Annotated in this window: 21 protein-coding genes; 10 read left to right on the top strand and 11 right to left on the bottom strand. The window is 65.0% G+C overall.

The features are described from left to right. Positions 1-132: 132 nt before the first annotated feature. Positions 133-1,182, bottom strand: a complete 1,050-nt coding sequence (locus tag GOSPT_RS00295; protein WP_005201816.1) for an NAD(P)-dependent alcohol dehydrogenase — start codon at positions 1,180-1,182, stop codon at positions 133-135. Between the two features lie 177 nt (positions 1,183-1,359). Here GOSPT_RS00295 and GOSPT_RS00290 point away from each other — a divergent pair, with 177 nt between their 5' ends. Together GOSPT_RS00290 and GOSPT_RS00285 are read left to right on the top strand one after the other, a co-directional pair. Continuing rightward, a complete protein-coding gene (locus tag GOSPT_RS00290) occupies positions 1,360-4,689 on the top strand; it encodes an arabinosyltransferase domain-containing protein (RefSeq protein WP_005201814.1) in 3,330 nt (1,109 codons plus the stop codon). Then, positions 4,679-8,056 (top strand): arabinosyltransferase domain-containing protein, encoded by a 3,378-nt coding sequence (locus GOSPT_RS00285; RefSeq protein ID WP_005201813.1) that lies wholly within the window; start codon positions 4,679-4,681, stop codon positions 8,054-8,056. Before GOSPT_RS00290 ends, GOSPT_RS00285 begins: the two co-directional genes overlap by 11 nt. Positions 8,057-8,104: 48 nt before the next feature. Here the strand turns inward: GOSPT_RS00285 and GOSPT_RS00280 are convergent, their stop codons facing one another. After that, the gene (locus GOSPT_RS00280; protein ID WP_005201811.1) at positions 8,105-9,148 is read right to left on the bottom strand and encodes an ABC-2 transporter permease; all 1,044 of its coding nucleotides are present in this window, start codon (positions 9,146-9,148) and stop codon (positions 8,105-8,107) included. A gap of 68 nt (positions 9,149-9,216) precedes the next feature. Between GOSPT_RS00280 and GOSPT_RS00275 the strand changes: the two genes are divergently transcribed. Continuing rightward, positions 9,217-9,693, top strand: coding sequence for a glutathione peroxidase (locus tag GOSPT_RS00275; RefSeq protein ID WP_005201810.1), 477 nt, complete (start codon positions 9,217-9,219; stop codon positions 9,691-9,693). Positions 9,694-9,755: 62 nt separating this feature from the next. On the opposite strand, the gene GOSPT_RS00270 is transcribed toward GOSPT_RS00275, so the two are convergent. Then, complete coding sequence (locus GOSPT_RS00270; protein WP_005201808.1) at positions 9,756-10,229, bottom strand: DUF2231 domain-containing protein; 474 nt, start codon at positions 10,227-10,229, stop codon at positions 9,756-9,758. Between the two features lie 71 nt (positions 10,230-10,300). Then, positions 10,301-10,603, bottom strand: coding sequence for a DUF2316 family protein (locus tag GOSPT_RS00265; protein ID WP_005201805.1), 303 nt, complete (start codon positions 10,601-10,603; stop codon positions 10,301-10,303). Between the two features lie 94 nt (positions 10,604-10,697). Here GOSPT_RS00265 and GOSPT_RS00260 point away from each other — a divergent pair, with 94 nt between their 5' ends. Further along, positions 10,698-11,183 (top strand): helix-turn-helix domain-containing protein, encoded by a 486-nt coding sequence (locus tag GOSPT_RS00260; RefSeq protein ID WP_039854106.1) that lies wholly within the window; start codon positions 10,698-10,700, stop codon positions 11,181-11,183. 311 nt (positions 11,184-11,494) lie between these two features. Then, the gene (locus GOSPT_RS00255; protein WP_005201800.1) at positions 11,495-12,268 is read left to right on the top strand and encodes a glucose 1-dehydrogenase; all 774 of its coding nucleotides are present in this window, start codon (positions 11,495-11,497) and stop codon (positions 12,266-12,268) included. A gap of 2 nt (positions 12,269-12,270) precedes the next feature. Here GOSPT_RS00255 and GOSPT_RS00250 read toward each other — a convergent pair whose 3' ends face one another. Continuing rightward, positions 12,271-13,158, bottom strand: coding sequence for an alpha/beta hydrolase (locus GOSPT_RS00250; protein WP_005201798.1), 888 nt, complete (start codon positions 13,156-13,158; stop codon positions 12,271-12,273). An 80-nt stretch (positions 13,159-13,238) separates the two neighbouring features. Between GOSPT_RS00250 and GOSPT_RS00245 the strand changes: the two genes are divergently transcribed. The 3 genes from GOSPT_RS00245 to GOSPT_RS00235 all read left to right on the top strand — a co-directional run bounded on the left by GOSPT_RS00245 (position 13,239) and on the right by GOSPT_RS00235 (position 16,262). Beyond that, the gene (locus GOSPT_RS00245; protein WP_005201796.1) at positions 13,239-15,041 is read left to right on the top strand and encodes an N-acyl-D-amino-acid deacylase family protein; all 1,803 of its coding nucleotides are present in this window, start codon (positions 13,239-13,241) and stop codon (positions 15,039-15,041) included. A gap of 188 nt (positions 15,042-15,229) precedes the next feature. Beyond that, the gene (locus GOSPT_RS00240) at positions 15,230-15,727 is read left to right on the top strand and encodes a redoxin domain-containing protein (RefSeq protein WP_005201795.1); all 498 of its coding nucleotides are present in this window, start codon (positions 15,230-15,232) and stop codon (positions 15,725-15,727) included. Between the two features lie 10 nt (positions 15,728-15,737). Further along, positions 15,738-16,262 carry a DsbA family protein gene (locus GOSPT_RS00235; protein ID WP_005201793.1) on the top strand — a complete coding sequence of 175 codons (525 nt, stop codon included), beginning with the start codon at positions 15,738-15,740 and terminating at the stop codon, positions 16,260-16,262. Positions 16,263-16,299: 37 nt separating this feature from the next. Here GOSPT_RS00235 and GOSPT_RS00230 read toward each other — a convergent pair whose 3' ends face one another. The 4 genes from GOSPT_RS00230 to GOSPT_RS00215 are packed head-to-tail and all read right to left on the bottom strand — an operon-like array spanning position 16,300 to position 20,685. After that, entirely contained in the window at positions 16,300-17,307 is a 1,008-nt protein-coding gene (locus tag GOSPT_RS00230; protein WP_005201791.1) for a pyridoxal phosphate-dependent aminotransferase, read from the bottom strand. After that, positions 17,307-18,341 (bottom strand): 3-oxoacyl-ACP synthase III family protein, encoded by a 1,035-nt coding sequence (locus GOSPT_RS00225; protein WP_005201789.1) that lies wholly within the window; start codon positions 18,339-18,341, stop codon positions 17,307-17,309. The genes GOSPT_RS00230 and GOSPT_RS00225 overlap by 1 nt, the downstream gene beginning before the upstream one ends. After that, positions 18,338-19,003: a hypothetical protein gene (locus GOSPT_RS00220; RefSeq protein ID WP_005201788.1), complete on the bottom strand. Its 666-nt coding sequence runs from the start codon at positions 19,001-19,003 to the stop codon at positions 18,338-18,340. The genes GOSPT_RS00225 and GOSPT_RS00220 overlap by 4 nt, the downstream gene beginning before the upstream one ends. Further along, the gene (locus tag GOSPT_RS00215; RefSeq protein ID WP_005201786.1) at positions 19,000-20,685 is read right to left on the bottom strand and encodes a thiamine pyrophosphate-binding protein; all 1,686 of its coding nucleotides are present in this window, start codon (positions 20,683-20,685) and stop codon (positions 19,000-19,002) included. The genes GOSPT_RS00220 and GOSPT_RS00215 overlap by 4 nt, the downstream gene beginning before the upstream one ends. A gap of 134 nt (positions 20,686-20,819) precedes the next feature. Here GOSPT_RS00215 and GOSPT_RS00210 point away from each other — a divergent pair, with 134 nt between their 5' ends. Continuing rightward, complete coding sequence (locus tag GOSPT_RS00210) at positions 20,820-22,325, top strand: sensor histidine kinase (RefSeq protein ID WP_141630761.1); 1,506 nt, start codon at positions 20,820-20,822, stop codon at positions 22,323-22,325. Here GOSPT_RS00210 and GOSPT_RS00205 read toward each other — a convergent pair. Next, positions 22,242-22,922, bottom strand: coding sequence for a response regulator transcription factor (locus GOSPT_RS00205; RefSeq protein ID WP_005201781.1), 681 nt, complete (start codon positions 22,920-22,922; stop codon positions 22,242-22,244). The genes GOSPT_RS00210 and GOSPT_RS00205 overlap by 84 nt on opposite strands. Positions 22,923-22,983: 61 nt before the next feature. Here GOSPT_RS00205 and GOSPT_RS00200 point away from each other — a divergent pair, with 61 nt between their 5' ends. Continuing rightward, on the top strand, positions 22,984-24,342 hold the full coding sequence (locus GOSPT_RS00200) for a cytochrome P450 (RefSeq protein ID WP_005201779.1): 1,359 nt from the start codon (positions 22,984-22,986) through the stop codon (positions 24,340-24,342). Here GOSPT_RS00200 and GOSPT_RS00195 read toward each other — a convergent pair. Beyond that, positions 24,305-25,549: an APC family permease gene (locus GOSPT_RS00195; protein WP_005201777.1), complete on the bottom strand. Its 1,245-nt coding sequence runs from the start codon at positions 25,547-25,549 to the stop codon at positions 24,305-24,307. The two genes, GOSPT_RS00200 and GOSPT_RS00195, sit on opposite strands and share 38 nt — an antisense overlap. Positions 25,550-25,616 lie beyond the last annotated feature (67 nt).

Raw genomic sequence — 25,616 nt, 5'->3', positions numbered from 1 at the left:
ACGGTTCCACAGCGCATGGCCGGGCGCCCGTTATACGTACACAACTGCGACCTCAGCGCGAGGCCATCGAAATTATTGTCGTGGCCTCGCGCTGACGACCGAGTTGTGTACGTACCTCGTCGAGGGTTGGGGTCAGTCGGCGAGAGTCGCGGTGTCGATCACGAATCGGTACCGCACATCGCTGTCGACGACACGGTCGTAGGCGGCGTTGATCTCATCGGCGCTGATCTTCTCGATCTCGGCGCCGATGCCGTGTTCGGCGCAGAAGTCGAGCATCTCCTGGGTGGCAGGAATGCCCCCGACCATCGAACCGGCGATCGAGCGGCGGTTGGCCAGCAGCGAGAATGCCTTGATCTCCAGGGGATGCTCGGGCACCCCCAGTTCGACGAGGGTGCCGTCGATGGCCAGCAACCCGAGGTAATCGTCGAGGTCGAGATTCACCGACACGGTATTGATGATGAGGTCGAACTCTCCGCGCAGGGTGCGGAAGGTCTCGGGATCCTTGGTCGCGTAGTAGTGATCGGCGCCAAAGCGTTCGCCGTCATCCTTCTTCGACAGGGTCTGACTCAGGACGGTCACTTCGGCGCCCAGCGCATGGGCGATCTTGACTCCGATGTGTCCCAGGCCGCCGAGACCGATGATCGCGACCTTCTTGCCGGGGCCGGCTCCCCAGTGCTTCAACGGCGCATACAGCGTGATTCCCGCGCACAGCAGCGGTGCCGCGACGTCGAGGTCGACGCCCTCGGGGATCTTCAGCACGAAGTCCTCGGTCACCACGACCTGTTGCGAGTACCCACCGTGGGTGAACTCGCCCTCGTAGGTCTTCGAGTTGTAGGTCTGGACGACGCCCTTGGTGCAGTACTGCTCGTCGCCGTTCTTGCACGCGGCACACTCACCGCACGAGTCGACGAAGCATCCGACGCCGACGCGATCGCCGACCTTGTGCCTTGTCACCTCATCGCCGACGGCCGCGACCGTTCCGGCGATCTCGTGTCCGGGCACGACGGGGTAGGTGGTCCCGCCCCACTCGTTGCGGGCGGTGTGGATGTCGGAATGGCAGATCCCGGCGAAGGCGATGTCGATCAGGACGTCCTTCGGGCCGAGGTCCCTGCGCTCGATGGTTGTCTTCGATAGTGGCGCATCGGGAGCTGTTGCCCAGAAAGCATTGACGGTCGTCGTCACTGTGTTCCCTCTCCGGCGTCCGCGGAATCCACGACGATCTGCCGGTGCCGCGGGCACCTCACCACATCCAGCCTGCCGACGTATTGCCGGATGCGCATGCGACTGTGTCGCGTGACACGCCCTGCTGAAATGGGGCCGACTTGGTTTTGTCACAGGCAACCTGACTAGCATTCGCGTGTGACCGAATCGCCGGAGAAGACGACAGCTGCGCTGCCCAACCGTCGATCCGACGACCCGAATAGTCGCGCACGACGCCTCTCACCTGGGACGACGTCGATCATTGCTGTCGCAGCGGGTCTGATCGCGATTGTGGCTGCAGTACTCACGCCCTTCCTCCCGGTCACCACGACTACGGCAACCATCACCTGGCCTCAGGGCCAGAAGCTCGGTGCGACCAACGCCGACATCACGGCTCCGCTCGTCGCGCAGATGGCGCAGGATCTCGACGTCACCATTCCGTGTTCGCTCCTGCGGTCGCCGCCGACGGATGCGTCGTCGACGATCCTCACGACGATGCCGCCCGCGGCGAAGAACCAGCGATCCTCTGCGCTGAACGTGACGGCAGACGCGAACGCGGTGACGGTGACGATGCGTGGCGACACCGTCGCGTCCGCTCCGCGCGCCGACGTCGCGTCGGATCGGTGCACGCAGCTGCACATCTTCTCGTCGGCGGCGGGTTCGGGCGCACGCTTCGTGGGACTCGGACCTGCACAGACGGCGCCGGAGGCCGACCGGCCGCAGGTGGCGGGCCTGTTCACCGACATCCCGACGTCGACGATCACGTCGACGCCCGGCCTGTCGGCGCGCATCGTCGTCGACGATCGGTTCGATTCGAGTCCGTCGGTCATCAAGTGGCTCGTGATGATCGTCGGCGTGCTTGCGGCGATCGTCGCACTCGCGGCGCTCGCACAACTCGATCGCATCCACGGCTACCACCGACGGGTCGGTGGGGTGCGGTGGTTGGCGCTGCTGCGTCCGCGCGTCACCGACATCGCCGTGACCGCCATCCTGATTGTCTGGCACTTCCTCGGAGCAGGCTCGTCCGACGACGGCTACATCCTCAACATGGGTCGGAACGCGGAGCACGCGGGTTACCTGGCCAACTACTACCGCTTCTACGGCATCCCCGAGGCGCCGTTCGACTGGTATTACGACTTCCTCGCGCACTGGTCGTCGGTGTCGTCGACGGGTGTGTGGATGCGCATCCCGTCGTTGGTGATCGGATTGGTGAGCTGGTTCATCCTCAGTCGGGTGCTGCTCCCGCGGCTGGGGCGTGCCGTCCGCACGTCGCAGTGGGCGATGGTGACCGGCGCCGCGGTCTTTCTCGCGTTCTGGCTGCCGATGGCCTCGGGTCTGCGCAGCGAGGGCGTCGTGGTGCTCGGCAGTCTGCTGACCTGGTGGGGCGTCGAGCAGGCCATCGCGACCCGGCGCATGTTGCCTGCCGCGGGAGCGGCCTTCGCCGCCGCTCTGACCCTTGCCACCGCGCCGACGGGTGTCATCGCGGTCGCACTGCTGATCACCGGTGCGCGGCCGATGCTCAAGATCCTTGTTCGACGACGCCGCGAATCGGGCCTCGCCTCCCTTCTGCTTCCCCTGTTGGCGGCTCCGGCGATCGTGGTGATCATCGTGTTCCGCGACCAGACACTCGCGTCGGTGTTCGAGGCCATCCGGGTGCGCTATACCGTCGGGCCGACGCTGGCCTGGTACCAGGAACTCCTGCGGTACTACTTCCTGGCGGTCAACACGCGCGACGGCTCGCTGGTACGCCGGGTGCCGGTGCTGTTGCTGCTGGTCTCGCTGTTCGTGGTTCTCGCGATCATGCTGCGGCGCAAAAAGATCCGTGGAGTCGACAGCGGACCGGTCTGGCGCGTCACCGGGGCGGTACTGATCACGATCGGGCTGCTCTCGCTCACCCCGACCAAGTGGACCATTCAGTTCGGCATCTTCGCGGGCCTCGCCGCGGCGCTCGCTGCGGTCGCCTGTGTTGCGATCGGCCAGGTGGCGCAACGTAATACGCGCAACCTGTCGATCCTGATCGCAGGTCTGCTCGTCGCCTGCGCGGCCGCGGCGGCCGGATACAACGCGTGGCCGTGGTCGTACGACTTCGGGATCTCGTGGTTCGACAAGGCACCAGTGGTTGCGGGACTGCAGGTCTCGTCGATGTTCCTGGTGCTGGCGGTGATCGCACTCGTCATCGCGGTATGGCAGCACCTGCGCCTCGACTACGTCGCCGACACCGGACTGCACCACGACGCGGGCAAGCCGCCCAAGCGGTGGCGAACCGGCATCGCGTCGTCGCCCATCGCCGTCATCGCGGTGATCATCCTGCTCGCGGAACTCGCGGTGTTCGCCAAGGCCGCAGCGGCTCGCGCCGACACCTACTCCGTGTTGAAGGGCAACGTGCACGCGGTCACCGGGGGTTGCGGGATGGCCGATTACGTTCTCGTCGAACCCGATTCGAACAAGGGCAGTCTCGCTCCGGTCGACAACGCCTCGGCGTCGAAGGCACTGGAGGGCACCTCGCGGGGCTTCTCGCCCCAGGGGGTCGCCGACGACCTCACCCCGGAGGCGGATTCGATCAAGCCGGGTACCCAGAACACCTCGGCCGATCTCTCGAAGACCTTCGTCGTCGCCGGTGGTGCGCCGGGCACGACGGGCGGGCGCGGACCAGAAGGGGTCAACGGCAGCACCGCGGCACTGCCGTTCGGACTCGACCCCGCGACGACCCCGGTGATGGGTAGTTACGCAGCCGATGGCCAGGCATCGCTGACGACCGACTGGTATCGACTGCCCGCGCGCGACTCGTCGCCGCTGATCGTCATCACGGCGGCAGGCGCGCTGGCCTCGACCGATCCCGACGGGGTCACGACGTACGGGCAGTCGCTGCAGGTGGAGTTCGGCGTCGAGCAGGACGGAAAGTTCCAGCAGGTCGGTGCGGCCGTGCAACCGATCGACGCCGACCGCAAGGCGAATCGGCCGTGGCGCAACCTGCGTATCCCGATGTCGTCGGTGCCCGCTGGTGCGACCGCGATGCGGATCGTCGCCACCGACAACAACCTCGACCCCGACCAGTGGCTCGCGGTGACACCGCCGCGCGCTCCCGAGTTGAAGACGTTGCAAAACGTCGTCGGGTCGTCGGACCCGGTGCTCGTCGACTTCGCGGTTGGCGCGGCATTCCCGTGCCAGCACCCGATGGATGCGTCCAACGGCGTCAACCAGATTCCGCAGTGGCGAATCCTGCCGGAGCTGGCGGTGGCGAACTCGCAGTCGAAGACGTGGATGGCCACCGTCAACGGTGGACTGCTCACCACGGCGGAAGCGCTGACGACGCCGTCGACGATGGCGACGTATCTGAAGAACGACTGGTATCGCGATTGGGGCAGCCTGCAACGGTTGTCGCCGTTGGTGCCAGAGGCGGTGCCCGCAGCGGTGAGTACCGGAACGTCGACCAGGTGGGGCTGGAGCCGTCCCGGAGCAATGCAGGTGGTGCCAGAAGATGATGAGTGAGACGCCGGTGAACGCAGCGGGGAAAGACGACGACAAGCCTGACGCCAAGAGCACGGGCGGATCGGTGTCGTCGACGTCGGCCGATCGGATCAGGATCGCCAAGATCGTCGCGGTGGTCGCGGGGCTCATCGGCATCGTGATCGCGTTGCTGACCCCGTTCCTGCCGGTCAACTACACCAAGACGGAACTGACCTGGCCGCAACAGAATTCGGTCGGCAGCGTGGCGGCGCCGAGCGTCTCGTTCTCGCCGGTGTCGATGGACGTGTCCGTCCCATGCTCACTCGCCAAGAGTCTGCCGGCGTCGGGCGGCGTGATCGTCTCGACGGTGCCGTGGAACGGAACCGACGCCAACAAGGTCGGCTTCTTCATCCGCGCCACCCGCGACTCACTGCAGTTGACACAGCGAAACATCGTGTTGCTCAGTGCCCCTCGAAGCGCGGCGGAGAATTCACCCGGATGCCGCGTCGTCTTCCACGCCGACACCGACGGTGCCGCAGGCAAATTCGAGAATCTCTCGACAACCGACACCGGTCTGGGCTCATTCGACCTGCGCGACGCGACAGCACGACCGCAGATCATCGGTGTGTATTCGCAGTTGCCGCAAGATGCGCCGACGGAAGGCTTGTCGTTCCGCGCCACGCTGGACACCCGGTTCGCGTCGACCCCGACGACGCTGAAGTTCTGGCTGCTGGTGATCGGCGTCGTCATGACGATTGCCTCGATGCTCGCGCTGGCCGTGCTCGACGCCCATGACGGACGCGGCGTCCACAAGCTCTTCCCGCAGGGGTGGTGGAGACCGCGCTGGGTCGACGCCTTCGTCACGCTCGTCCTGCTGATCTGGTTGTTCGTCGGTGGCAACACGGCGGACGACGGCTATCAGGTCACCGTCGCCCGAGTCGCCCGCAATGCCGGCTACCTCGACAACTACTACCGATACTTCGGTGTGCCGCAGGACCCGTTCGGCTGGCACTACCAGTACCTCTCGCTGTGGATGGAGGTGAGCACGGCGACTCCGTGGCTGCGCTTGCTGCCCTTCCTCTACGCGGTGGTCGGCTGGTGGCTGATCAGCCGCGCCGCCATCCCGCGGCTGGGCTACGCGGTTCGGACGTCGCAGTCGGCGATCTGGGCTGCCGCGCTGGTGTTCCTCGCGGTGTGGATGCCGTTCAACAACGGTCTTCGTGTGGAACCGATCATCGCCGTCGGCACGCTGCTTGCGTGGGTGCTGGTGGAGCGGGCGATAGCCACCGGACGGTTCTTCCCGTTGACGCTCGCGATCGTGGTCGCGGCGTTCACGCTCACGATCCACCCGACCGGCGTGATCGCTGCCATCCCGCTCATCGCGGGAATCCGACCGCTGTTGAAGCGTCTGATGATCAGACGTCGACGAGACGGCTTGTGGCCCATCCTCGTACCGATTCTGGCGTCGGGACTCGTGGTGCTCTACGAGATCTTCGCCGACCAGACGCTCGCCACGATTCGCGAAGCGATCAGGGTCAACTCCGCTGTCGGTCCGACCAACAAGTGGTGGGAAGAGGGCATGCGCTACTACATGCTCATGAATCCCACCGCCGACGGTGGCATCGCGCGCCGCTTCGGTGTGCTCATCACCTTCGTGTGCCTGATCGTCGTGGTGGTCATGCTGCTCAACCGTCGACGGTTGGCGGGCATTGCGTCGGCTCCCACCTGGCGGTTGGTTGCCACGGTCGCGGGCACCGCTCTGATGATGGCGTTCCTGCCGACCAAGTGGACTCACCAGATGGGTGTGTATGCCTGCATCGCAGGCGCTTTGGCCGCTGTCGCAACCGTGTGCGTCGACCGCGCCGTGATGCGTCGTCGACGCAACCGCACGCTCTTCGCCGCAGCGTGTGCCTACGTTCTCGCGCTGGCATTCTCCGGACGTAACCAGTGGTGGTACGTCGGCAGCTACGGAATCCCTTGGCGCGACGCCGTTCCCGACGTGAAGGGGATTCCGGTCTGGGCGGTCATCCTCACGGTCGCGGTGTTGTTGACCATTCTCGGTCTCTGGCAACACTTCCGCGACGACTACGTCTCCGACGACGTTCGACGCGGTGAGGAGCGGGTATCGAAGAAGCGGTGGACGGCCTGGCTGCGTTCGCCGTCGATCATCGTCGTATCGGTGATCATGCTGCTGTTCACCCTCGTCTCGTTCGCGAAGGCGGATTGGACACAACGGAATTCGTGGTCGTGGCTGAGTTCGAACGTCGCGGCGGTGCGCGGTCAGCCGTGCGCGCTCGCCGACTCGGTGCTCGTCGAGAAGGACGTCAACTCGGCCTTGCTCGCACCTGCACGTGTTGCGGGACAGAACAACCCGTCACCAGGAGCGGCGCTCGCGGGTGCCGAGGCGACCGGTTTCGACCCGAACGGCGTCGGATCCGATCTCTCCGACGACGGCACCGAATCGGACTCGTCAACGGGGACATCGTCGGCCGAGGTCGACCGGACGCAATCGGACGCGACCGATCAGACCGGAACGGACAGCAGTAGTCCGTCGAGCGACACCGCGGGCGGCACGACGTCGACCACGGGCGTCAACGGCTCGAAGGTGAAGCTGCCGTTCGGGCTGTCGCCGCAGCGCACGCCGGTGCTCGGTACCTACGGATCGCCGTCGGGCACAGGCAGTCTGACGTCCGATTGGTATCAGCTACCCGCGCGCAGCTCCGACGCTCCGCTCATCACCATGTCGGTTGCCGGACAGATCGAATACGTCGACGACCTCGCCGTGACACGTTCGGGACAGCAGGTCCGCCTCCAATTCGGCCGCGTGGGTCCGGACGGATCGGTGACGCCCGCGGGGATCATGATCCCGATGGACATCGGCGGTGCACCCGCGTGGCGCAACCTGCGGTTCCCGCTCGACGGCGCCCCGCAGGGCGCGACGGTCGTGCGTGTGCTGGCGCAGGACACGTCAACCAACTCCGATCAGTGGCTCGCTGTCACACCTCCTCGTGTCTCGAAGATGGTGACGCTCAACGACCTCGTGGGTAGCGAGGCGCCCGTGATGATCGACTGGGAGGCCGCGCTGGCGTTCCCGTGTCAGCGTCCCGCGCAGGTGTACAACGGCGTGCTGGAGACACCGGAGTGGCGGATCTCGCCCGACCGCGAGGGCGAGCGGGTCAACTCGCAGCGCTGGATGGCCGGGACCGCGGGCGGTCCGCTCGGCATCGTCGAAAACGAGATGCGCCCAACGGTGTTGCCGTCGTATCTACGCAACGACTGGGCCAAGGACTGGGGCATGTTGCAGCGTCTCACTCCGCTTGTGCCGCAGAAGCCAGCAGAACTGACGGTGACGACCGATGTCCACAACGGACTGTGGTCGCCCGGACAGATCCGCGCCGTGGGCTTCTGAGGCCCGTCGGTTTCTGAGGCCCATCGGTTTCTGGGGCCTGTCGCGAGATCAGGCGGCGCCGATGTCGGCGGCCGGTGCGTTCGGGGTCTTGCGGCCCCGAACGCGTCGCTCGAACAGGTAGACGGCGATACTCACCGCGGACCACACGGTGAGCACCAGAAACGGCCAGACATGTTGATGCCCACGGAAATACACCGCGGTGTGCAGTGCGTTGACCGACGCGCCGGGTGGCAGCCAGCCGCCGATGGTCGCGATCACCCTGGGTAGCAGCGGCCACGCGACGGAGCCTCCCGATGAGGGATTGCCCAGCAGTACCATGACCGCCCACGTCGGCAGAATTGCCCAGCGTCCGAACATCGCGCTGAACATCGTGAAGATCATGCCGCAGGTGAACATTGTCAGGGCGAGGATGAGCCATACCTCGAGCACCGGCAGCGTCAGCGCACCGATGATCCAGTCGATCATGGCGCAGATCGTGAAGCCACCCAGTAGCGAGTACAACGCGGTGAATCCGATTCTCTCCCAAGGCCGCAACTTGTTGGCGTGCACGCCGAGCTGGATCGCGCCGACGAATCCGATGATGACCGCGGCGAGCATCATGTAGAAGATGGTGAGCCCGTGCGGATCTCGCGGTTGCAGCGGGTTGACGTCGCGGATGCTCACGCGGTACCCGGTCCCGGCGGCGGCACGCGGCATGCTCTGTTCGAGGAGTTGGGCGACCGTCGCGCCGGATGCACTCGACAGGTCGACGTCGATGGTGCGTGCCGTGGTGTCGATGTCGACGACCGCGAAGACCTGTTGGTTCTGCAGCTGTTCCATGGCCTCGGCGTGAGTCGACAGATGCCGTACGTCGACGGAGCTTCCGAGTTCATGTGCGAGCCGTGCCTCGACGTCGGCCGACTGTGGTGGCGGCAGGGTGCCGACGACCGCGATCGGCACGCGTTCGGGTTTCGGGTTGGCCGTCGAGTAGGTGTAGGAGCCGACGAACAACGCCGCGGCGATACCCAGGATCACCACGATCACCAGCGCGGGCGCGAACCGCGAGGTGCGGACGGTGTGCCAAGCCCTGCGGAAGTCATCTGAGGTGCGCACGCTTCGAGGCTATTCGTTCGTCGGATAGGCTGCGGAGAAGCTGATCGGATCGACGCGGAGGTAAGCCCATGACCAGTGCCTACGATTTCACGGCAACGGACATCGACGGCAACACCGTCGACCTCGACGATTTTCGGGGGCGGCCCCTGCTGATCGTCAACACGGCGTCGAAGTGTGGTTTCACCCCGCAGTACAAGGGACTCGAAGAGCTCAGCAAAACCTACGCCGAGAGCGGACTCGTCGTACTCGGGTTCCCCTGTGATCAGTTCGCTCACCAGGAGCCGGGCGACGAGGCGGAGATCAAGAACTTCTGCTCGCTCACCTACGACGTCAGCTTCCCGATGTTCGCGAAGGTCGACGTCAACGGCTCCGACGCGCATCCGCTCTTCGCGTGGCTACGCGAGCAGAAGTCGGGCGTGCTCGGCAATCGCATCAAGTGGAACTTCACCAAGTTCCTCGTGAACCGCGACGGCCAGGTCGTCGACCGCTTCGCACCGACCGTGAAGCCCGAGAAGCTGACCGGAGACATCGACAAGGTGATCTGAGAACGGGAATCGCCGTGTGGCCGTTGTCTGCCGTGTGGCCGTTGTGTGCCGTGTGACCGTCGTCAGCCCAGCCACACAGACCGCGCCCCGGAATCGCCGACGCGGACGACCATCACCAGAGCGCCAAGCGCCACAACGATAGTCGCCACCGCGAGCCCGACTCGCAGCCAACGATGAGTGCGTACCGAGGCCGCAGCGGGCACACGTCGTGCGATGGTGTCGTCGTACATCGCCCAGGAGAGCACGACCAGTACGAAAAGCGCTGCGACCCAATAGAGCATCTGGCCGCCGAGCTCGGTATGTCGGTGCAGTGTTTCTGAACGCGGCACCTGCTTCTCCAATGCCTCACCCGCGGAAGTGGTGAGCGGAGTAATGGCCATTGCGACAACCGCGACCGCCGACGTGAACCAGCCGAGCCGTCGGCGCGCTGCCGGCCAGAGGCTTGCCAGGATCGCCAGAACGGCCGTCAGGGGAATCGCCACCACGGCAAGGTGAACAAGGAGGGGGTGCGCGGGCAGTCCTGCGATCGTGTCCATCGCACGAGTGTGACCGTCGGTCGCTGAAGGAGCGCTGAGAATGCGTCGGCAAGCCCATCGCGTGGAGCGACTCAGTCCGAGAAGCGGTGATCTCCGACGCCGAACCAGACCTGCGCGGCCGATCTCATCCGCTCGGGAAGGTAGGTGTACTCGTGCGGCGCAGCGCCCGCCGCACGGGCCGCGGATTCGAGGTGATCGCGCAGGCGCCACACGAGTGCTGGATCGGTCGCCGGTCCGATGTCGAGCGCGTCCTCGACTGCAGCCGTCGACAAGCCGAGTTCTGCTGCGAGCGTTGCGGTATCGAGGTCGGCGAGGTCGAGATTCGCGCGCAGCTCCGCGCTGGTGACGCGGCGCTGGTGTTCGTTCAGAGACATGGTTCGCCAACCCTCCTGGGCGCCGTTGCGCGTCTTGTGACCGACATGTTATCCCCTGTGTCGGCGGTCTGGGCGGCACATAGATAATGTGCGAATGACTAACGGAACTATGGTCCCCGAGCCCTGGTATTCAGCGTTGCTCAATGCTGGATTCACTGGTCCACACGGCGACCCTTCGTTGCGCCAGCTGGCGTTGGCGGTCGACATCCATCCGTCGACTGTTTCTCGCATCATTCACGGGACTAACACGCGTGGCGCCCGGCCGGAGTACCTAGGGAGGATCGCGAAGGCGCTCAGAACGGACCCTGCGAAAGTCGCGGAGTGGGCGAAGTCGGAGTGGCGCGAAGGTCCAGGGCCCTATACGCCGCCGGCCGGGACCGAGATACTCGCCCTCCGCCAGCGCGAAACCGTCGATCGGGTGATTCGTGCGTTTATCGAGGTGAACCAGCGTGCGCGGACCCGTCGAGCCTTGGACTCGAAGACCGTCGTAGAGCTTGCAAAAGCCACACGGAGGAGTCGCCGTGAGATCGCCGACATCCTGGAAGAGATAGAGGGCGCAGAAATACATGAGATGCAGTAACACCAAGAGAAAGAACAGAATACAGCCATAAACGATCCTCGGAACTAGTTGATCCGAAGAGTTCGATTCGTTTGCATGCGTGTCCGCAACTGGTCTCATGAGGTATGCACGACACACTCAACAAACGGGCGGAAACCGCAAGCAGTGGCACTCAAGGCGCGGTGTCATCCTACGTTGTGAGTCGGTCTGCCAGCCGTTCTGCGGACATCTCGACCCCGCAGGCCCCGAATCTGCGCGATCGGAGAAATCTACGCCATACAACGAAGCGACGGGCGTATGGTCTGCCGAGACGGAGTCTGGAAGGGGAGACGATGAGCGAGCGGCTGGCGGGCAAGGTTGCATTGGTGAGTGGCGGCGCGCGGGGCATGGGTGCCGCGCACGTGCGCGAGATGATCGCGGAGGGCGCGCGCGTGGTCGCCGGTGACATCCTCGACGACGAGGGCAAGGCACTCGCGGATGAACTGGGCGACGGGGTGCGCTACGTCCATCTCGACGTCACAGAGCCCGATGACTGGGACGCCGCTGTCGCGCTCACGGTCGAGACTTTCGGGCGCCTGGATGTCTTGGTGAACAACGCCGGGATCGTGAACTTCGGCCTGTTCGAGGACTATTCGCTCGACGACTGGCGCACGATTCTCGACGTGAACCTCACGGGGGTGTTTCTCGGCATCAAATCTGTTGTGCCGCAGATGAAGGAGGCCGGTCGCGGTTCGATCGTCAACATCTCGTCGATCGAGGGTTTGGCGGGGACGATTGCCACTCACGGCTACACGGCGTCGAAGTTCGGTGTGCGTGGACTCACCAAGTCGGCTGCGCTGGAGTTGGGGCCAAGCGGCATTCGGGTCAACTCGGTGCACCCGGGCTTGATCAAGACGCCGATGACGGAGTGGGTGCCCGACGACATCTTCCAGACCGCACTCGGCAGGGCAGCCGAACCGTCCGAGGTGTCGAAACTTGTTGTCTACCTTGCCTCCGACGAGTCGAGCTACTCCACGGGGGCGGAGTTCGTCGTCGACGGTGGTGTGGTTGCGGGATTGGCGCACAAGGACTTCGGGGTCGTCGACGCTTCGGGGGTTGACGGCTGACCTCACACGGACGCGAGCTTCCTACGCAGGAACGAGCGCAGTGACTCGTTGAATCGTTGCGTCGTGGGTGCTTTCGGCACAAGCTGATCGAATGCGTGGAAGGCGCCGTCGGCGACCTCAACCTCGCAGTCGACGCCTGCCTCACGGAGTCGTCGCGCGTAGTCGAGTGTCTCGTCGTGGAACAGGTCGCAGGTTCCGACGCCGAGCCAGGTGGGCGGGAGACCGTCGAGGTCAGCGCGGCGTGCGGGTACGGCCCGCTGCCTGTCCGCAGCGCCGAGGTACAGATCCCACCCCCGCTTATTGTCACTCTCGGACCAGAGCACGTATCGACGTCCCGTTGGCGTCGCGGCGGTCCGGTCGTCGAGCATCGGGTACACGAGAGCCTGTGCGGCAAGCGGGATATCGCCACGGTCGCGCGCTAGTAGTGCGAGCGCCGCGGTGAGGCCGCCGCCCGCGCTGGCACCCCCTATCGCGATGCGATTGCTGTCGACCCACGGCTGCTCGGCCAGCCAGGCGAGCGCGGTATAGCAGTCCTCGAGCGGTGTGGGATACGGGAATTGCGGTGCGAGCCTGTAGTTCACGGCAGCCACCGTGATGCCGGTGGCGTCGGCGAGGTCGCGGCAGTAGATGTCATCTTGTCCGGCGGAACCGAGCACGTACCCACCGCCGTGGATCCACAGCATTGCGGTGCCGGTGTTCTGTGCTCCGGTCGGACGGTGCAGGCGAATCGATACCCCCGGCGCGATACTGACCGTCGGGACGCCGCGCAGGCGTGCCAGCGGCACGCCGCCGAGTCGTAGGACGGCTTGCGGCATGTGTCGCAATCCGATTCCGCGAGGAATCCAGCGTGCGGTGCGTCGAAGGTCGGGAGCGATGTCATCGATCGTCATCGACTGGACTATACATTTTCGGAAAAGTGTCTACATCGACTGTGATCTGTGCCACGATGAGCCCGGCGAAGGGAGTGGTCATGTCCACATTTGACACAGTCGTTCGAGGTGGCCGGTGGTTCGACGGCACGGGGGCGCCCTCGGCGATCCGCGACATCGGTATTCGCGACGGTCGTGTGGCCGCGATCAGTACCGAGCCGCTCGACACCGACGGCGCGCAGGTCATCGACGCCGAGGGTGCGTGGGTGACGCCGGGACTGATCGACATCCACACGCACTACGACGTCGAGGTTCTCGACACCCCGGAACTGACCGAGTCGCTTCGCCACGGAGTGACAACGGTATTCATCGGGTCGTGCTCGCTGTCGACGATCTACGTCAACGGCGAGGAGGCGGGCGACCTCTTCGGGCGCGTCGAAGCGATCCCGCGCGACCACGTCATCGCCGCGGTGGACGAGCACAAGGACTGGTCGTCGCCGAAGGAGTACGTCGAGCGATTGGAGAGTCTGCCGCTCGGGGCGAACCTGGCTGCGTTCATTGGACATTCGGACATGCGGACGTCGGTGATGGGTCTCGATCGTGCGACACGATCGGATGTACGACCCACACATGCCGAGCAGGCGCGGATGGAGGAGATGCTCGGCGACGCACTCGTCGAGGGATTTGTCGGACTCTCGTCGCAGCAGCTCAAGTTCGACAAGCTCGACGGTGTGACGTGTCGGTCACGAACGCTGCCGTCGACGTACGCCAAACCCAAAGAACTGCGCCGACTCAAGAGCATGCTGCGGCACAGTGGCCGTGTGCTGCAGTCGGGACCCGACATTCAGAACCCGCTCAATCTGGTGTCGCAGATGGTGCAGTCGATCGGCTTCGGGCGCCCTGTGCTCAAGACGTCACTGCTGTCCGCGGCCGACGTGAAGTCGAACGAGAAGGCGCTGATCCTGATGGACCGGCCCACCGCGCTCATCAACCGGCTGGGCGGCGACTTCCGCTGGCAGCATCTGCCGGTGCCGTTCGAGGTTTACGCGGACGGTATCGATCTGGTGATCTTCGAGGAATTCGGTTCCGGCGCAGCAGCATTGCATCTTCGTGACGACATCGAACGAGATGCGCTGATCCAAGATGAGGAGTACCGGCGCCGGTTCCGCAAGGATTACGAGCAGAAGTTCGGCATCAGGGTGTGGCACCGCGACTTCTTCGACGCCGACATCGTCGCGTGCCCCGACGAGTCGGTGATCGGAAAGTCGTTCGGCCAGGTCGGACTCGATCGCGGCGGACTCCATCCGGTCGACGCCTTCCTCGACCTCGTCGTCGAGCACGGACGTGAGATTCGTTGGCGCACAACCATCTCGAATCACCGTCCGGAGATGCTCAAGAAGATCGCCACCTGGCCAACAGTCCAGATGGGCTTCTCCGACGCGGGCGCGCACCTGCGCAACATGGCCTTCTACAACAGCGGACTGCGACTGCTGCGCCATGTTCGCGACGCCGAGCAGGCCGGAAAGCCTTTCATGAGTACCGAATACGCGATCCATCGACTGACCGGTGAGGTCGCCGACTTCTACGACATCGACGCGGGACACCTACGTGTCGGAGACCGCGCCGACCTCGTCGTGATCGATCCCGTACACCTCGACGAGCAGCTCGAGGCGTACGGCGAGGCGCCGATCGAACAGTTCGGCCAGATGTCGCGCATGGTGAATCGAAACGACGACGCGATCAGAGCCGTCATGGTGAGTGGGCAGACAGTGTTCGCCGACGGCGAGTTCGCGTCGTCGGTGGGCACGACGCGCACGGGAAGCTTCCTGCGGGCCGGGCACACCACGCCGCCGACAATCGCGCCGCCGACGACAGCTGAGCGTGAACTGATCCGGTCGAACTGAGTGCTGTCGAACTGAGTGCGGTCGGGGAGTCGTTGAGGACTCCCCGATCGGCGCTCTACGCCTCGAAAGTCACTGTTACGTATAGGTGCGACAGCGGTTTGCGTCGCATCTCCACCGGCAGACGTCGGTACGCAGAAGTCGCCAGGCTTTCAGTGCGGTGACCCCCTCCCGCGTGCAACGATCGGAGTATGGCCGATACAAGCACCGCACCCGACAGCATCCTTGAGGCCGGTACCACCGCGCCCGATTTCACCCTCAAGGCGACGCCCGATCAGTCGCTGAGCCTCTCAGAACTCAAGGGCAATCCTGTTGTCCTCGTCTTCTATCCCGCCGACTGGAGTCAGGTGTGCGGTGACGAACTCGCCGTGTTCAACCAGTCGCTGCCGCTGCTGCAGGAGTACCGCGCCGTACTCCTCGGCATCTCGGTCGACAGCGCGTGGAGCCATCAGGCGTTCAAGGAGTCGCGCAAGCTCGGCTACGACCTGCTTGCCGACTACAACCCCAAGGGTGCGGTCTCGAAGGAGTACGGCGCGTACGACGAACAGGCCGGATGCTCCAAGCGCGCGCTGTTCGTCGTCGACGCAGACGGTGTCATCTCGTGGAGCTACCTGTCGCCGATGGCCATCAACCCGGGTGTGAACGGGGTTCTCGACGCCCTCGAAGCCCTCAAGAACAAGAACGCGTGAGGAGCCGACCATGCCGCTGACCCAACCCGTGGGATCCGACGACTACATTCAGGGACCGTCCGACGCCGCTCTCACACTCGTCGAGTACGGCGACTATCAGTGTTCCTACTGCGGGCAGGCCTATCCGATCGTCAAGCAGATCCAGCGCACCTACCCCGACTCGCTGCGATTCGTCTTTCGCAACTTCCCGATTCCCGAGATCCACCCGGAGGCACTTGCAGCCGCGGAGGTCGCCGAATACGCCGGTAGCCAGGGCAAGTTCTGGGAGGCGCACGACGCGCTGTATGAGAACCAGGATCAGCTCGGCGACGGCTTCTACCGCGCGTTGGCGTCGAGTCTCGGACTGGACGCCGCCGCAGCGGAGGCTGCGGTGAGTGCGCAGCAGTTCGGTGATCGTATCCAGGGTCAGATCAACAGCGGACTCCGCAGCGGTGTCAACGGCACACCCGCCTTCTTCATCAACGAGCAGTTCTTTCCCGGACCCTTCACCGAACTCCCCGACGTGCTCGAGCAGATCTTCGCGTCGGGACGCTGACACGCCCAGGCAGTTGCTCGCCCGGGCAGTTTCTCGCTCAGGCAGTTGCTGCCGTCGCGCGCAATGCGGCCAGTACACGCGCGTTGCTGAAGGTGTCGCCGACGGTGATCCGGACGCCGTGACCGGGAACGGTCTTGACCGCAACGCCGCAGGTGCCGAGCAGTGAGCCGAGCGCCACTCCGTCCGCGCCGGGCAGATAGACGAAGTTGCCCTCACCCGCAATGGTCGACGCACCTATCGCGTGCAGTTGCGCGGAGAGCCGATCACGCGCGGCGCGCATCGCCTCGACCCGGTGCGCGAGCGCGGTCGTCGCGGCCAATGCCACCGGCACCGCGGCTTGGGCCGGCGCACTCACGGCGAAGGGAATCTCGAAGCGACGGATGCCCGACATGAGCCGCTCGTCACCGACGCCATATCCAACCCGCAGAGCCGCGAGACCGTGTGCCTTGCTGAAGGTTCGGACGACCACCAGGCGGGGATGCAGTGCGACCAGCCGGTGCAGATCTGGTGCGGCAGTGCTGAACTCGATGTAGGCCTGATCGAGAATGACCGTCACGTGGTCTGGCAGTGACGTCAGGAACGCATGTAGTTCGCGTTCGTCGACGACCGTACCCGTCGGGTTGTGTGGTGAGCAGACGATCACTGCGACGGTGGCCGCGGTGACGGAGGTGCGCAGCGCGTCGAGGTCGACGCCGCCGAAGCGATCGAGCGGCACACCGCGAAAGTCCATGCGCAGCAACTGCGCGAGGATGGGGAATCCGTCGAATGTCGGGGTCGCGGTCACCAACTCGGGCACGACGCCCCCGTGGTGGTCGAGAGCTGCCTGCAGTGCCTGGAAGATGACTCCGGTTGCTCCAGCGCCGACGGTGACCATATCGTCGGACACGCCCAGATGGTGTGCGATGACACGACGGGAACCGTGCGGTGTGAACTCCGGGTAGCGGTGCGCCGACAGCACCTGTTCATGGAGCACCTCGGCGACCGCAGGCAATGGCGGATACGCGGATTCGTTGAGATTGAGTCGAATCATGTTGTCGGCGAGCACTAGTGACGATCCGACCAACGAATCGCTGCCGCTCCGGCGAAATCTCCCGCGTGGGCGAACGCCGACATCATGACGACGTCACCGGGCTGGATGCGCCCGTCGGACACCGCGGTGTCGAGGGTGATCGGGAGTCCGACGCCGAACAGGTTTCCGCACTCGTCGAAGGTGTCCGGGTGTCGCTCGGCGGGGAGTTCGAGCGCCTCGCGCCAGTTGCGTAGAAAGATGCGGTTCGGCTGGTTGGTGATGAACCAATCGAGCTCGGACGGCCGAATGTCGATGGAGTCGGCCACTTCGATGGCAGCGGCGGGGACCATGCGATTGCCGCGCGCGAGAACCTTGGTGATCTTCGCTTCGGTGAAGCCGATGTGGATCTCCCCGGTACCTGCTTCCCAGTATCGACGGTCGGGTTCTGCGACCGATGTCATGTCGGCCGAGTACTCGCCGTACGAGTGGGTGACCAGTCCGAGGACGGGGGAGCCTGCCGGATCGTCGAGGCTCACCACGGCGGCTGCCGCGCCGTCACCGGGGATCGCGGCCTGTGCCTTGCCGCGAACCTGCTCCTGCGTGAAGATCTGTGATGCGCTGTTCTGCGCCAATCCCAGCAACGCCTTGCCGCCGCCCGCCGCCGCGAGCAGCGCGGCAGCGAGATCGATCATGTGGATGAATGCGGTGCAGCCGCCGTTGTGGACGTCGAGAACCGTGGTGGGTCGCAGACCGAGACGGTCGGCGAGTTCGCCACCGCATCCGCGGACCGGTACCTCGGGAAGTTGGCTGTGCGTCAGGACAACCGTGACGTCATCGAGGTAGTCGTCGCCGTGCCTCTCCGTGAGAGTTCTTGCGGCAGAGAGCATCATATCGGCCGACGTCTCGCCTTCCGCTGCGTGGTGCCGGAACGCGGGCGCCGAGAACATGATGTTGTCGGCGAGGTCGTCGTTCTCGGCGAACTGGCTGAAATAGGATGCCGGAACGCGATTCTCGGGGAGATATCCCGCGACGTCGGCGAGGACGACGGCGGGTGCAGTCGGGTTGTTCATGAGCGCATCCAATCGGGGGTGAGGGGCAGATTGTTGGCGTGCCGATACTCGGCGATCGCGGTGAGATTGTTCAGTTCGAGCTGGTGTCCTGCGGCGAACATGTCCCAGAAGTCGCCGACCCAGACCGGCCGGTCGGCCGGTGCCGTTTCCGGGTACGGATTTCGCTCATAGAACGGATGTCGGCAATTGGTCCACAGCACCACCGACCCCGGCTTATTGAGCACGACCTGTGCGTCGACCACGCGCATCAGGTAGATCATCCACAGGTGTTTGCCCTGATCCCACGCGCAGTGATAGTCGACGGTCATCGCGTCGGGGTTGGCGACCGTCCGCGTGTAGATGTCGGTGGCGTCGCCGAGTCTGTCCGACGCAAGCCACAGCCCCGGCTCGTCGGTCGGTGTGAATCCGCGGAGACTGTAGGTCCACTCCTCGAGAGACCTTGTGTCGGAGAGCCATTCGTAGAGTTCGCGAGGCGGTGCGTCGACGTATCCCTGCACCGGACAGAAGTCGCCGTAGATCTGGTCGTGCGGATAGACCGATCGCAGCATGTCGAGAATGATCGGTGTGGCGGTCTGTCGTGGGTGTGTCTCGATGCGGGTCAACCCGTCGAGCTCGGCGGCTTGCCGGCCGAGGTCGGCCAGCGGTGTGGTCTCGATGGTCATCGGAGTCCTTTCTGCAGAAACGGTAGGAACGGTGGTATTTCGTCCGGATCGCAGTCGACGACGAGTGCGTTCGGCCCTGTGGCGGAGAAGAGTTCGGCAGCGTCGGCTCTCAGTTCATGCAGGTCGCCGGGATGGCGGACCTCGACGTTGGAGAACATGGCGGCCATGCCGCGTGCGATGTCGGTTGGTCTGAATCGGTTCACGCTCGGAGTGTCGGGGAAGTACAGGCTCTCCCGTGTGACGCACATGCCGTGCGCGTCATTGTTGAGGATGACAAGAGTGACCGGCGCGTCATACTCGACGGCGGTGTGAAACTCCATGCCGTGCATGAAGAAAGCGCCGTCGCCCGCGACGATCACCGTCCTCCCGTCCGCTGCCGGTCCGATCGCCGCACCGATCCCTGCCGCGATCGCGTAACCCATACCGCCCATACCGAGAGCGACTGTGAACCGTCCGTCGGTGACCGGCGTGAGGTAGTGGATCGCGGCCGCGCCGACGTTGCCTGCGTCGGCAAACAGGATCGCACTCTCGGGAAGGGCGTCGGCGATCGTATCCATGATCTCTCGCAGGTGGGGAAGCCGAGACTCGGGAACCGTTGGGGTGTCGAGGTATTCGATCCCGACAGTGGGCACACTCTGCTCGTCGACTCCCAGTCGTTCCAGTTCGGCGTCGAGGTACGACAGCGTATTCGGCAGCGAACCGACGATCGACGTGCCACGGGTCGGGCGTGCGCTGTGGCGCCCGATGTGCACGATCTCGAGGTCATCGAGCGCCGGATCGAGACCTCCGCGATCGGTGGCTGTCATGCGGCAGCCGATACTGACACAGATCGACGCCGACGTGAGTGCTTCGCGCGCAGACGGATGCCCCATGACGCCGGTGATGCCCGCGTGTCCCGAGCGGGTGTCGGTGGTATCCGCTCCGCCGGGCGACGCAACGATCGTCGCACCCAACCGAGAAGCCAACCGTTGCACTGTGTTTCCCACGCGTGCCCGTGATGCCTCGTCGCCCAGCCAGAGACAGATGCGTGCACCGTCTGCGACAGCGTCAGCGAGTTGTCGCGCGAGCATGGTCAGTTCGTCCGTGTCGATACGTCCGCTGTCGATACGTCCGCTGTCTGTGCCCGACGAGGGGGGTGGCTGATTTGTGCTCTCCCACATCGACTGCGACTGCACGTCTTTGGGGATCACCAGGGCGGCGGGCAATCCCCGATCGAGGGTGTCGAACGCTGATTTCAGCGCGGGCCCGAGCTCGGTTGTGTGCGTGACGAGTTCGGCGTGGCCGGTCACCGATCGCAGCACGCCCATCAGGTCGATGGTGTCGGGCGCGTCGAGCATGTCCTGGAACGCGCCCCGGGCGGTGAGCGCTGTCGGTGCGACGCCGATCACGGCAAGCACCGGAACCCTGCTGTCGTACGATTCGGCCAGTGCCGGAACGACATTCATCGAACCGCCACCCGAGGTGGTGATGACCATCGACGGCGAGTCGGTCATCCGCGCCACCCCGTCTGCCATCGCTCCCGCGGCGAACTCGTGCTTGGCGACCACCGTGGGCATGCCGAGTCGTGCCGCGGCGTCGTACATGTCCTCGATGTTCGCGCCGTGCACGCCGAAAACGTGGGTGACTCCGCGCTGTTGGGCACTCACGAGGACGTGCTCCGCGACATTCTGACGACCGGTCATGGTGCCAGCGTGCCCTCGGGTACCTGAAGGTTGGCTGAAACCGGCTCCTGTCGATTCTGGCGAGGACGCAATACACTGACGTCCACGACCTACCAGCGACCCGATCGGTGGTCGAACGCGCATTGGATGAGTTCGTGACCGTAACCAGACGTCTTCGCAAGCGAATCAGTGGTTTCGGTGTCCGCGCGCAGCTGACGATCGTTTCAGCGGTCATACTCGTCGCCGCACTGGCTCTCAGCGGGGGAGTCATGTTGTTGATGCTGCATCGAGAGAACACGGCGCAGATGTACCGCGCGACGGGTCGGCAGGCGTATCAGATCGCTACCGCGGTCAACCGTGGTGGCGTGTCGGCAGTGGATCCCGACGATCTCACTCCCGGCGCGGGTATCGACATCACACAGGTCGTCGACGACAGGGGAGTGGTGGTGGCTGCGTCGCCCGGAGCTCCTCGCTCGCCGATTCGGTTGGCGAGCCACTCCACTCCCGACGAATCGACGGCACGCTACGCCGACAACGTCAGTGTTCCCGGGTACGGCGACGAGTTCTGCGCGTCGGTGAGCACTGCCTATCACGACGGCCGCGAGTACACGATCCTCGCGCTCGACAAGGCAACCGGCATCAGGAGCAGTGAGTGGACGACCGCGACGCTCATGGCGATCGAACTGCCGATCATCGTGGCACTCGGAGCAGGTGCGGTCTACCTGCTCGTCGGTCGGTCGCTTCGGCCTGTCTCGCGTATCATCAAGCAGACCAACGAGATCACCTCCACCGAGCTCGAGCAGCGAGTCCCCGTGCCGACCGCGGACGACGAGATCCGCACGCTCGCGGTCACCGTCAACAGCATGCTCGGGCGACTCCAACGCGGGCGGGAGTCGCAACTGCGTTTCATCGGCGACGCGTCGCATGAATTGCGAAGTCCACTGACGACACTGGTGGGTTTGCTCGACCTTGCCGACGACACGTCGTCGCCGATCGATGTGGAAACCGTCCGCACCATCCTCCTGCCCGAGGCGCGTCGGATGCAGGCCATGGCAGAAGATCTGCTCCTTCTGGCACGCGCTGACGAACGGGGTCTGACAGTCACCGCCGGCGACGTGGACCTCGACGACGTGGTCGTCGGGGAGGTCGCACGGCTGCGTGCCATGGGTGCGGCGAAGGTGACCGCACGCATTGTGCCCGTTCGAGTCTCAGGCGACGCAGAGATGATTCGACGCGCCGTGCGCAACCTCGTCGACAACGCCGCCAGGCACAGCGATTCGGCGGTGTGGGTTTCGCTGCACTCCGATGAATCGAATGCGGTCATCGCGGTCAGCGATGACGGGCCCGGCATCCCCGTCGACCGCCGATCGATGATCTTCGACAGGTTCTCGCGACTCGACGTCGACCGTCAGCGTGACTCGTCGGGAGCCGGTCTCGGCTTGGCAATCGCGTACGAGATCGCGCGGGCCCATGGTGGTTCGGTCTCAGCCGTCGACGGCAGACACGGCGGCGCCACCGTCGAACTCGTTCTGCCACTAGGGCACTCGTCAGATGGTTCCGAAGAAGCAGGGAGCCGTTCAGAGTGCGATCAGACGGTACCCGGCGCCGCGGATCGTCTCGATGGACGCGATCCCGAACGGGGCGTCGATGCGCTTGCGTAGGTAGGCGATATAGACCTCGACGATGTTCGGGTCACCGTCGTAATTCTCGTCCCACACCGATTGGAGAATGGCTTGTTTCGACATCACCCGACCCTGATTACGCAACAGCAGTTCAAGCACTGCGTACTCGCGGGGAGTGAGGGTAATCGGCGTCCCGTGGCGCGTGACGACATGTTGGGCGGGATCGAGACACAGCGATCCCGCCGTGAGTATCGCCGGTCGCTCGCGCTGACCGCGTCTGGCGACGGCCCGTAGATGGGCCTTCAGTACGACGACGGAGAACGGCTTGACGAGGTAGTCGTCGGCTCCGAAGTCGAGCGCCTCGGCCTGGTCGTACTCGCCGTCTTTCGCCGACAACATCACGATCGGCACCCACTGCGACTGTCTACGCAACTCTCGGACGACCTCATAGCCGTTGAGGCCGGGGAGCATGATGTCGAGCACCACTGCGTCGAACTCCTCGTCAACGGCACGCTGTAGCGCCTGCGCGCCGTCGTGCAGGACCGCCACGTTCCACCCATCGCTGACCAACACTCGACGAATGGTCTCGGCCGCCCGCACGTCGTCGTCCACCACCAACACACGCACGTCGGTCATCGCCCTTCTCCACGATGCTCAGGCACCGCGGCTTCCGGCGTCGCCATCAGAAAGGACCCCGATGCGTCACCGCACATTGACCCGACCCCGTAACAATTCGACCCTACTCCCGGTACGTGGACCACGATCGCTTCCGCTGCAGTCCGCACTGCGGCTGCGAGCCGACCCGGCGCAGTTCGCTGAGAATCTGCGTGCCGACTACGGCGACATCGCCTTCATCACGGTGCTCGGGCGCAACATCGTCATCGTGCAGGGTCCCGAGGCGCTCGGCGAGTTGGTTCGCGACGCCGACCGCGCGTTCCGCAACGAGCCGGTCTACGGATTCGCGCTGGGCACTCTCTTCGAACGCGGAATCCTGCTGATGGATACGGAGGAACATCGCAAGCATCGTCGAATCATGCAGGCGGCGTTCACCGCCGACCGTCTCGCCGGCTACCAGGAGCAGCTCAATTCGCTTGCCGCCGAGGCCGCGACGCGGTTCACACGCGGACCCGACGTCGACATGCGTACCGAACTCAAAGCGATGGCACTCGACGTCGCGTTGGAACTGTTTGTCGGAGAGAGGCTTTCGCGTGACGATGCCGATCGGATGAATGCGGCGTTCGTCGATCTCATCGAGGCGGGCAGTGCGCTGGTTCGGGTTCGGGTCCCGGGCACCATGTGGGCGCGTGGGCATCGTGCGCGCGGCGTCGTCGACGAGTTCTTCAGCGACCTTCTGCCGGCGCGACGCGGCGCGGACGGACCGGACCTGATGTCGGCGCTGTGCCACGCACGCGACGACGACGGCTCGCAGCTCTCCGACCAGCAGGTCGTCGACCACATGCGATTCATGCTGTTCGCTGCTCACGACACCGCGACCATTGCGATGACGTCGATGGCCTATCGGTTGGGGCGTGACGCGCGGTGGCGTGCACGGGTCGTCGACGAGGCGCAGCGTCTGGGTGAAGCGCCGTCAGCAGCGACGCTGAAGCAGTCCGACGTCTATCAGGCGGTGTTCAAGGAGTCGCTGCGGCTGCGGCCACCGGTTCCGGTGATCCCCCGTGCGGCGATTGCGGACACGTCGATCGGTGGCCACTTCATCCCGAAGGGCACATTTGTCATCGCGGTCAGCGCGAGCAATCACCGGATACCCGAAATATGGCCGCGGCCAGACCATTTCGATCCTGAGCGATTCATGCCGGAGAACGCGGAGCGACGGCATCGGTTGGCATGGGCACCTTTCGGTGGTGGTGCGCACCAGTGCATCGGCATGAACTTCTCGTACCTGGAGGCGGCGACTGCGATTCACCACATGGCCCGACGGCTCGACTGGACGGTCGACTCCGACGACTACGAGCGTCGCGACGTCGCTCTGACAGCGAATGTGGGTTTCAGCGCGGCGGTCACCGACGCGCGAGAACGATCCGACACGCGTAGATAGCGATACCGATGACGATCACCACGACGCCGGAGATCACCGAGGCGCGTGGAAGTGTGCACGCGAGTACCACGCAGCCGACGAGGCCGACGACGCAGACGATCAGAGGTGGGCGCCGCTCGAGGCGCGAAAGCGTCATGGCCGACGCGTTCGCGATCGCGTAGTACAGCAGAACTCCGAACGACGAGAATCCGATCGCGCCACGGACATCTGCGGTCGCGGCAACTATGGCGACAACTGCACCGACGGCGAGTTCGGCGTGATGCGGCACGCCGAAGCGCGGGTGAACCTTCGCCAACGTCCGTGGCAGATGTCCGTCGCGCGACATCGCCAATGTCGTTCTGGAGACGCCGAGAATCAGTGCGAGCAGGGAACCGAGCGCTGCGACAGCGGCGCCGACCCGAACGACAGGAGTCAGCCAGCCAGCGCCTGCGGCCTGCGTCATCGCGGCCAGCGGCGCGGTCGCGGCAGCGAGTCCCGATGCCCCGAGCGCCCAGAGTGCGGTGGCCGCGACAGTCGCGTAGACGACCAAGGCGATCCCCAGCGCGACGAGGATCGCGCGAGGAATGATGCGGGCAGGCTCCCGCACCTCCTCGCCGAGGGTCGCGATACGCGCGTAGCCCGCGAAGGCGAAGAACAGGATGCCCGCGGACTGCAGTATGCCGGTGACTCGTGCGTCCGAGCCGACCTCGAGTGAGTCGACGCTGCCCACGTCGGACGCGAGCGTCGTCACGACCACCACGGTGAGCACCATCAGCACCACGGCGACGATCGCGCGTGTCAGCCACGCCGACTTCTGCACTCCGACGTAGTTCACCGCGGTGAGCGCGACAACAGCGGCGACCGCCACCACGTGTGCATGTGCAGGCCAGGCATAGAGTCCGACGGTCAGCGCCATTGCGGCGCACGACGCCGTCTTGCCGACAACGAAGGCCCACCCCGCGAGGTATCCCCAGAAGTCACCGAGCCGCTCGCGGCCGTAAACGTATGTCCCACCGGAGACCGGGTAGATGGCCGCAAGTCGCGCCGACGACGTCGCGTTGCAGTAGGCCACAACAGCGGCGATGACGAGCCCGATCAACAGCGCCGATCCGGCTGCGGCCGCCGCGGGTGTCAGCGCAACGAAGATCCCGGCGCCGAGCATCGAGCCGAGGCCGATGATCACGGCGTCGGACATGCCGAGCCTGCGGTGCAGCGTCGGGTCAGTCATGGGTCGATCGTGGTCTGAGCATGGTCGAGACTCTCACCGGAAGGTGAATGGCAGATTTCGCGTGCTG

The organism is Gordonia sputi NBRC 100414 (assembly GCF_000248055.1).
Lineage (GTDB): Bacteria > Actinomycetota > Actinomycetes > Mycobacteriales > Mycobacteriaceae > Gordonia > Gordonia sputi.
Note: the sequence above shows the minus strand (reverse complement) of the source record. Positions and strands in the feature narration are given on the sequence as shown.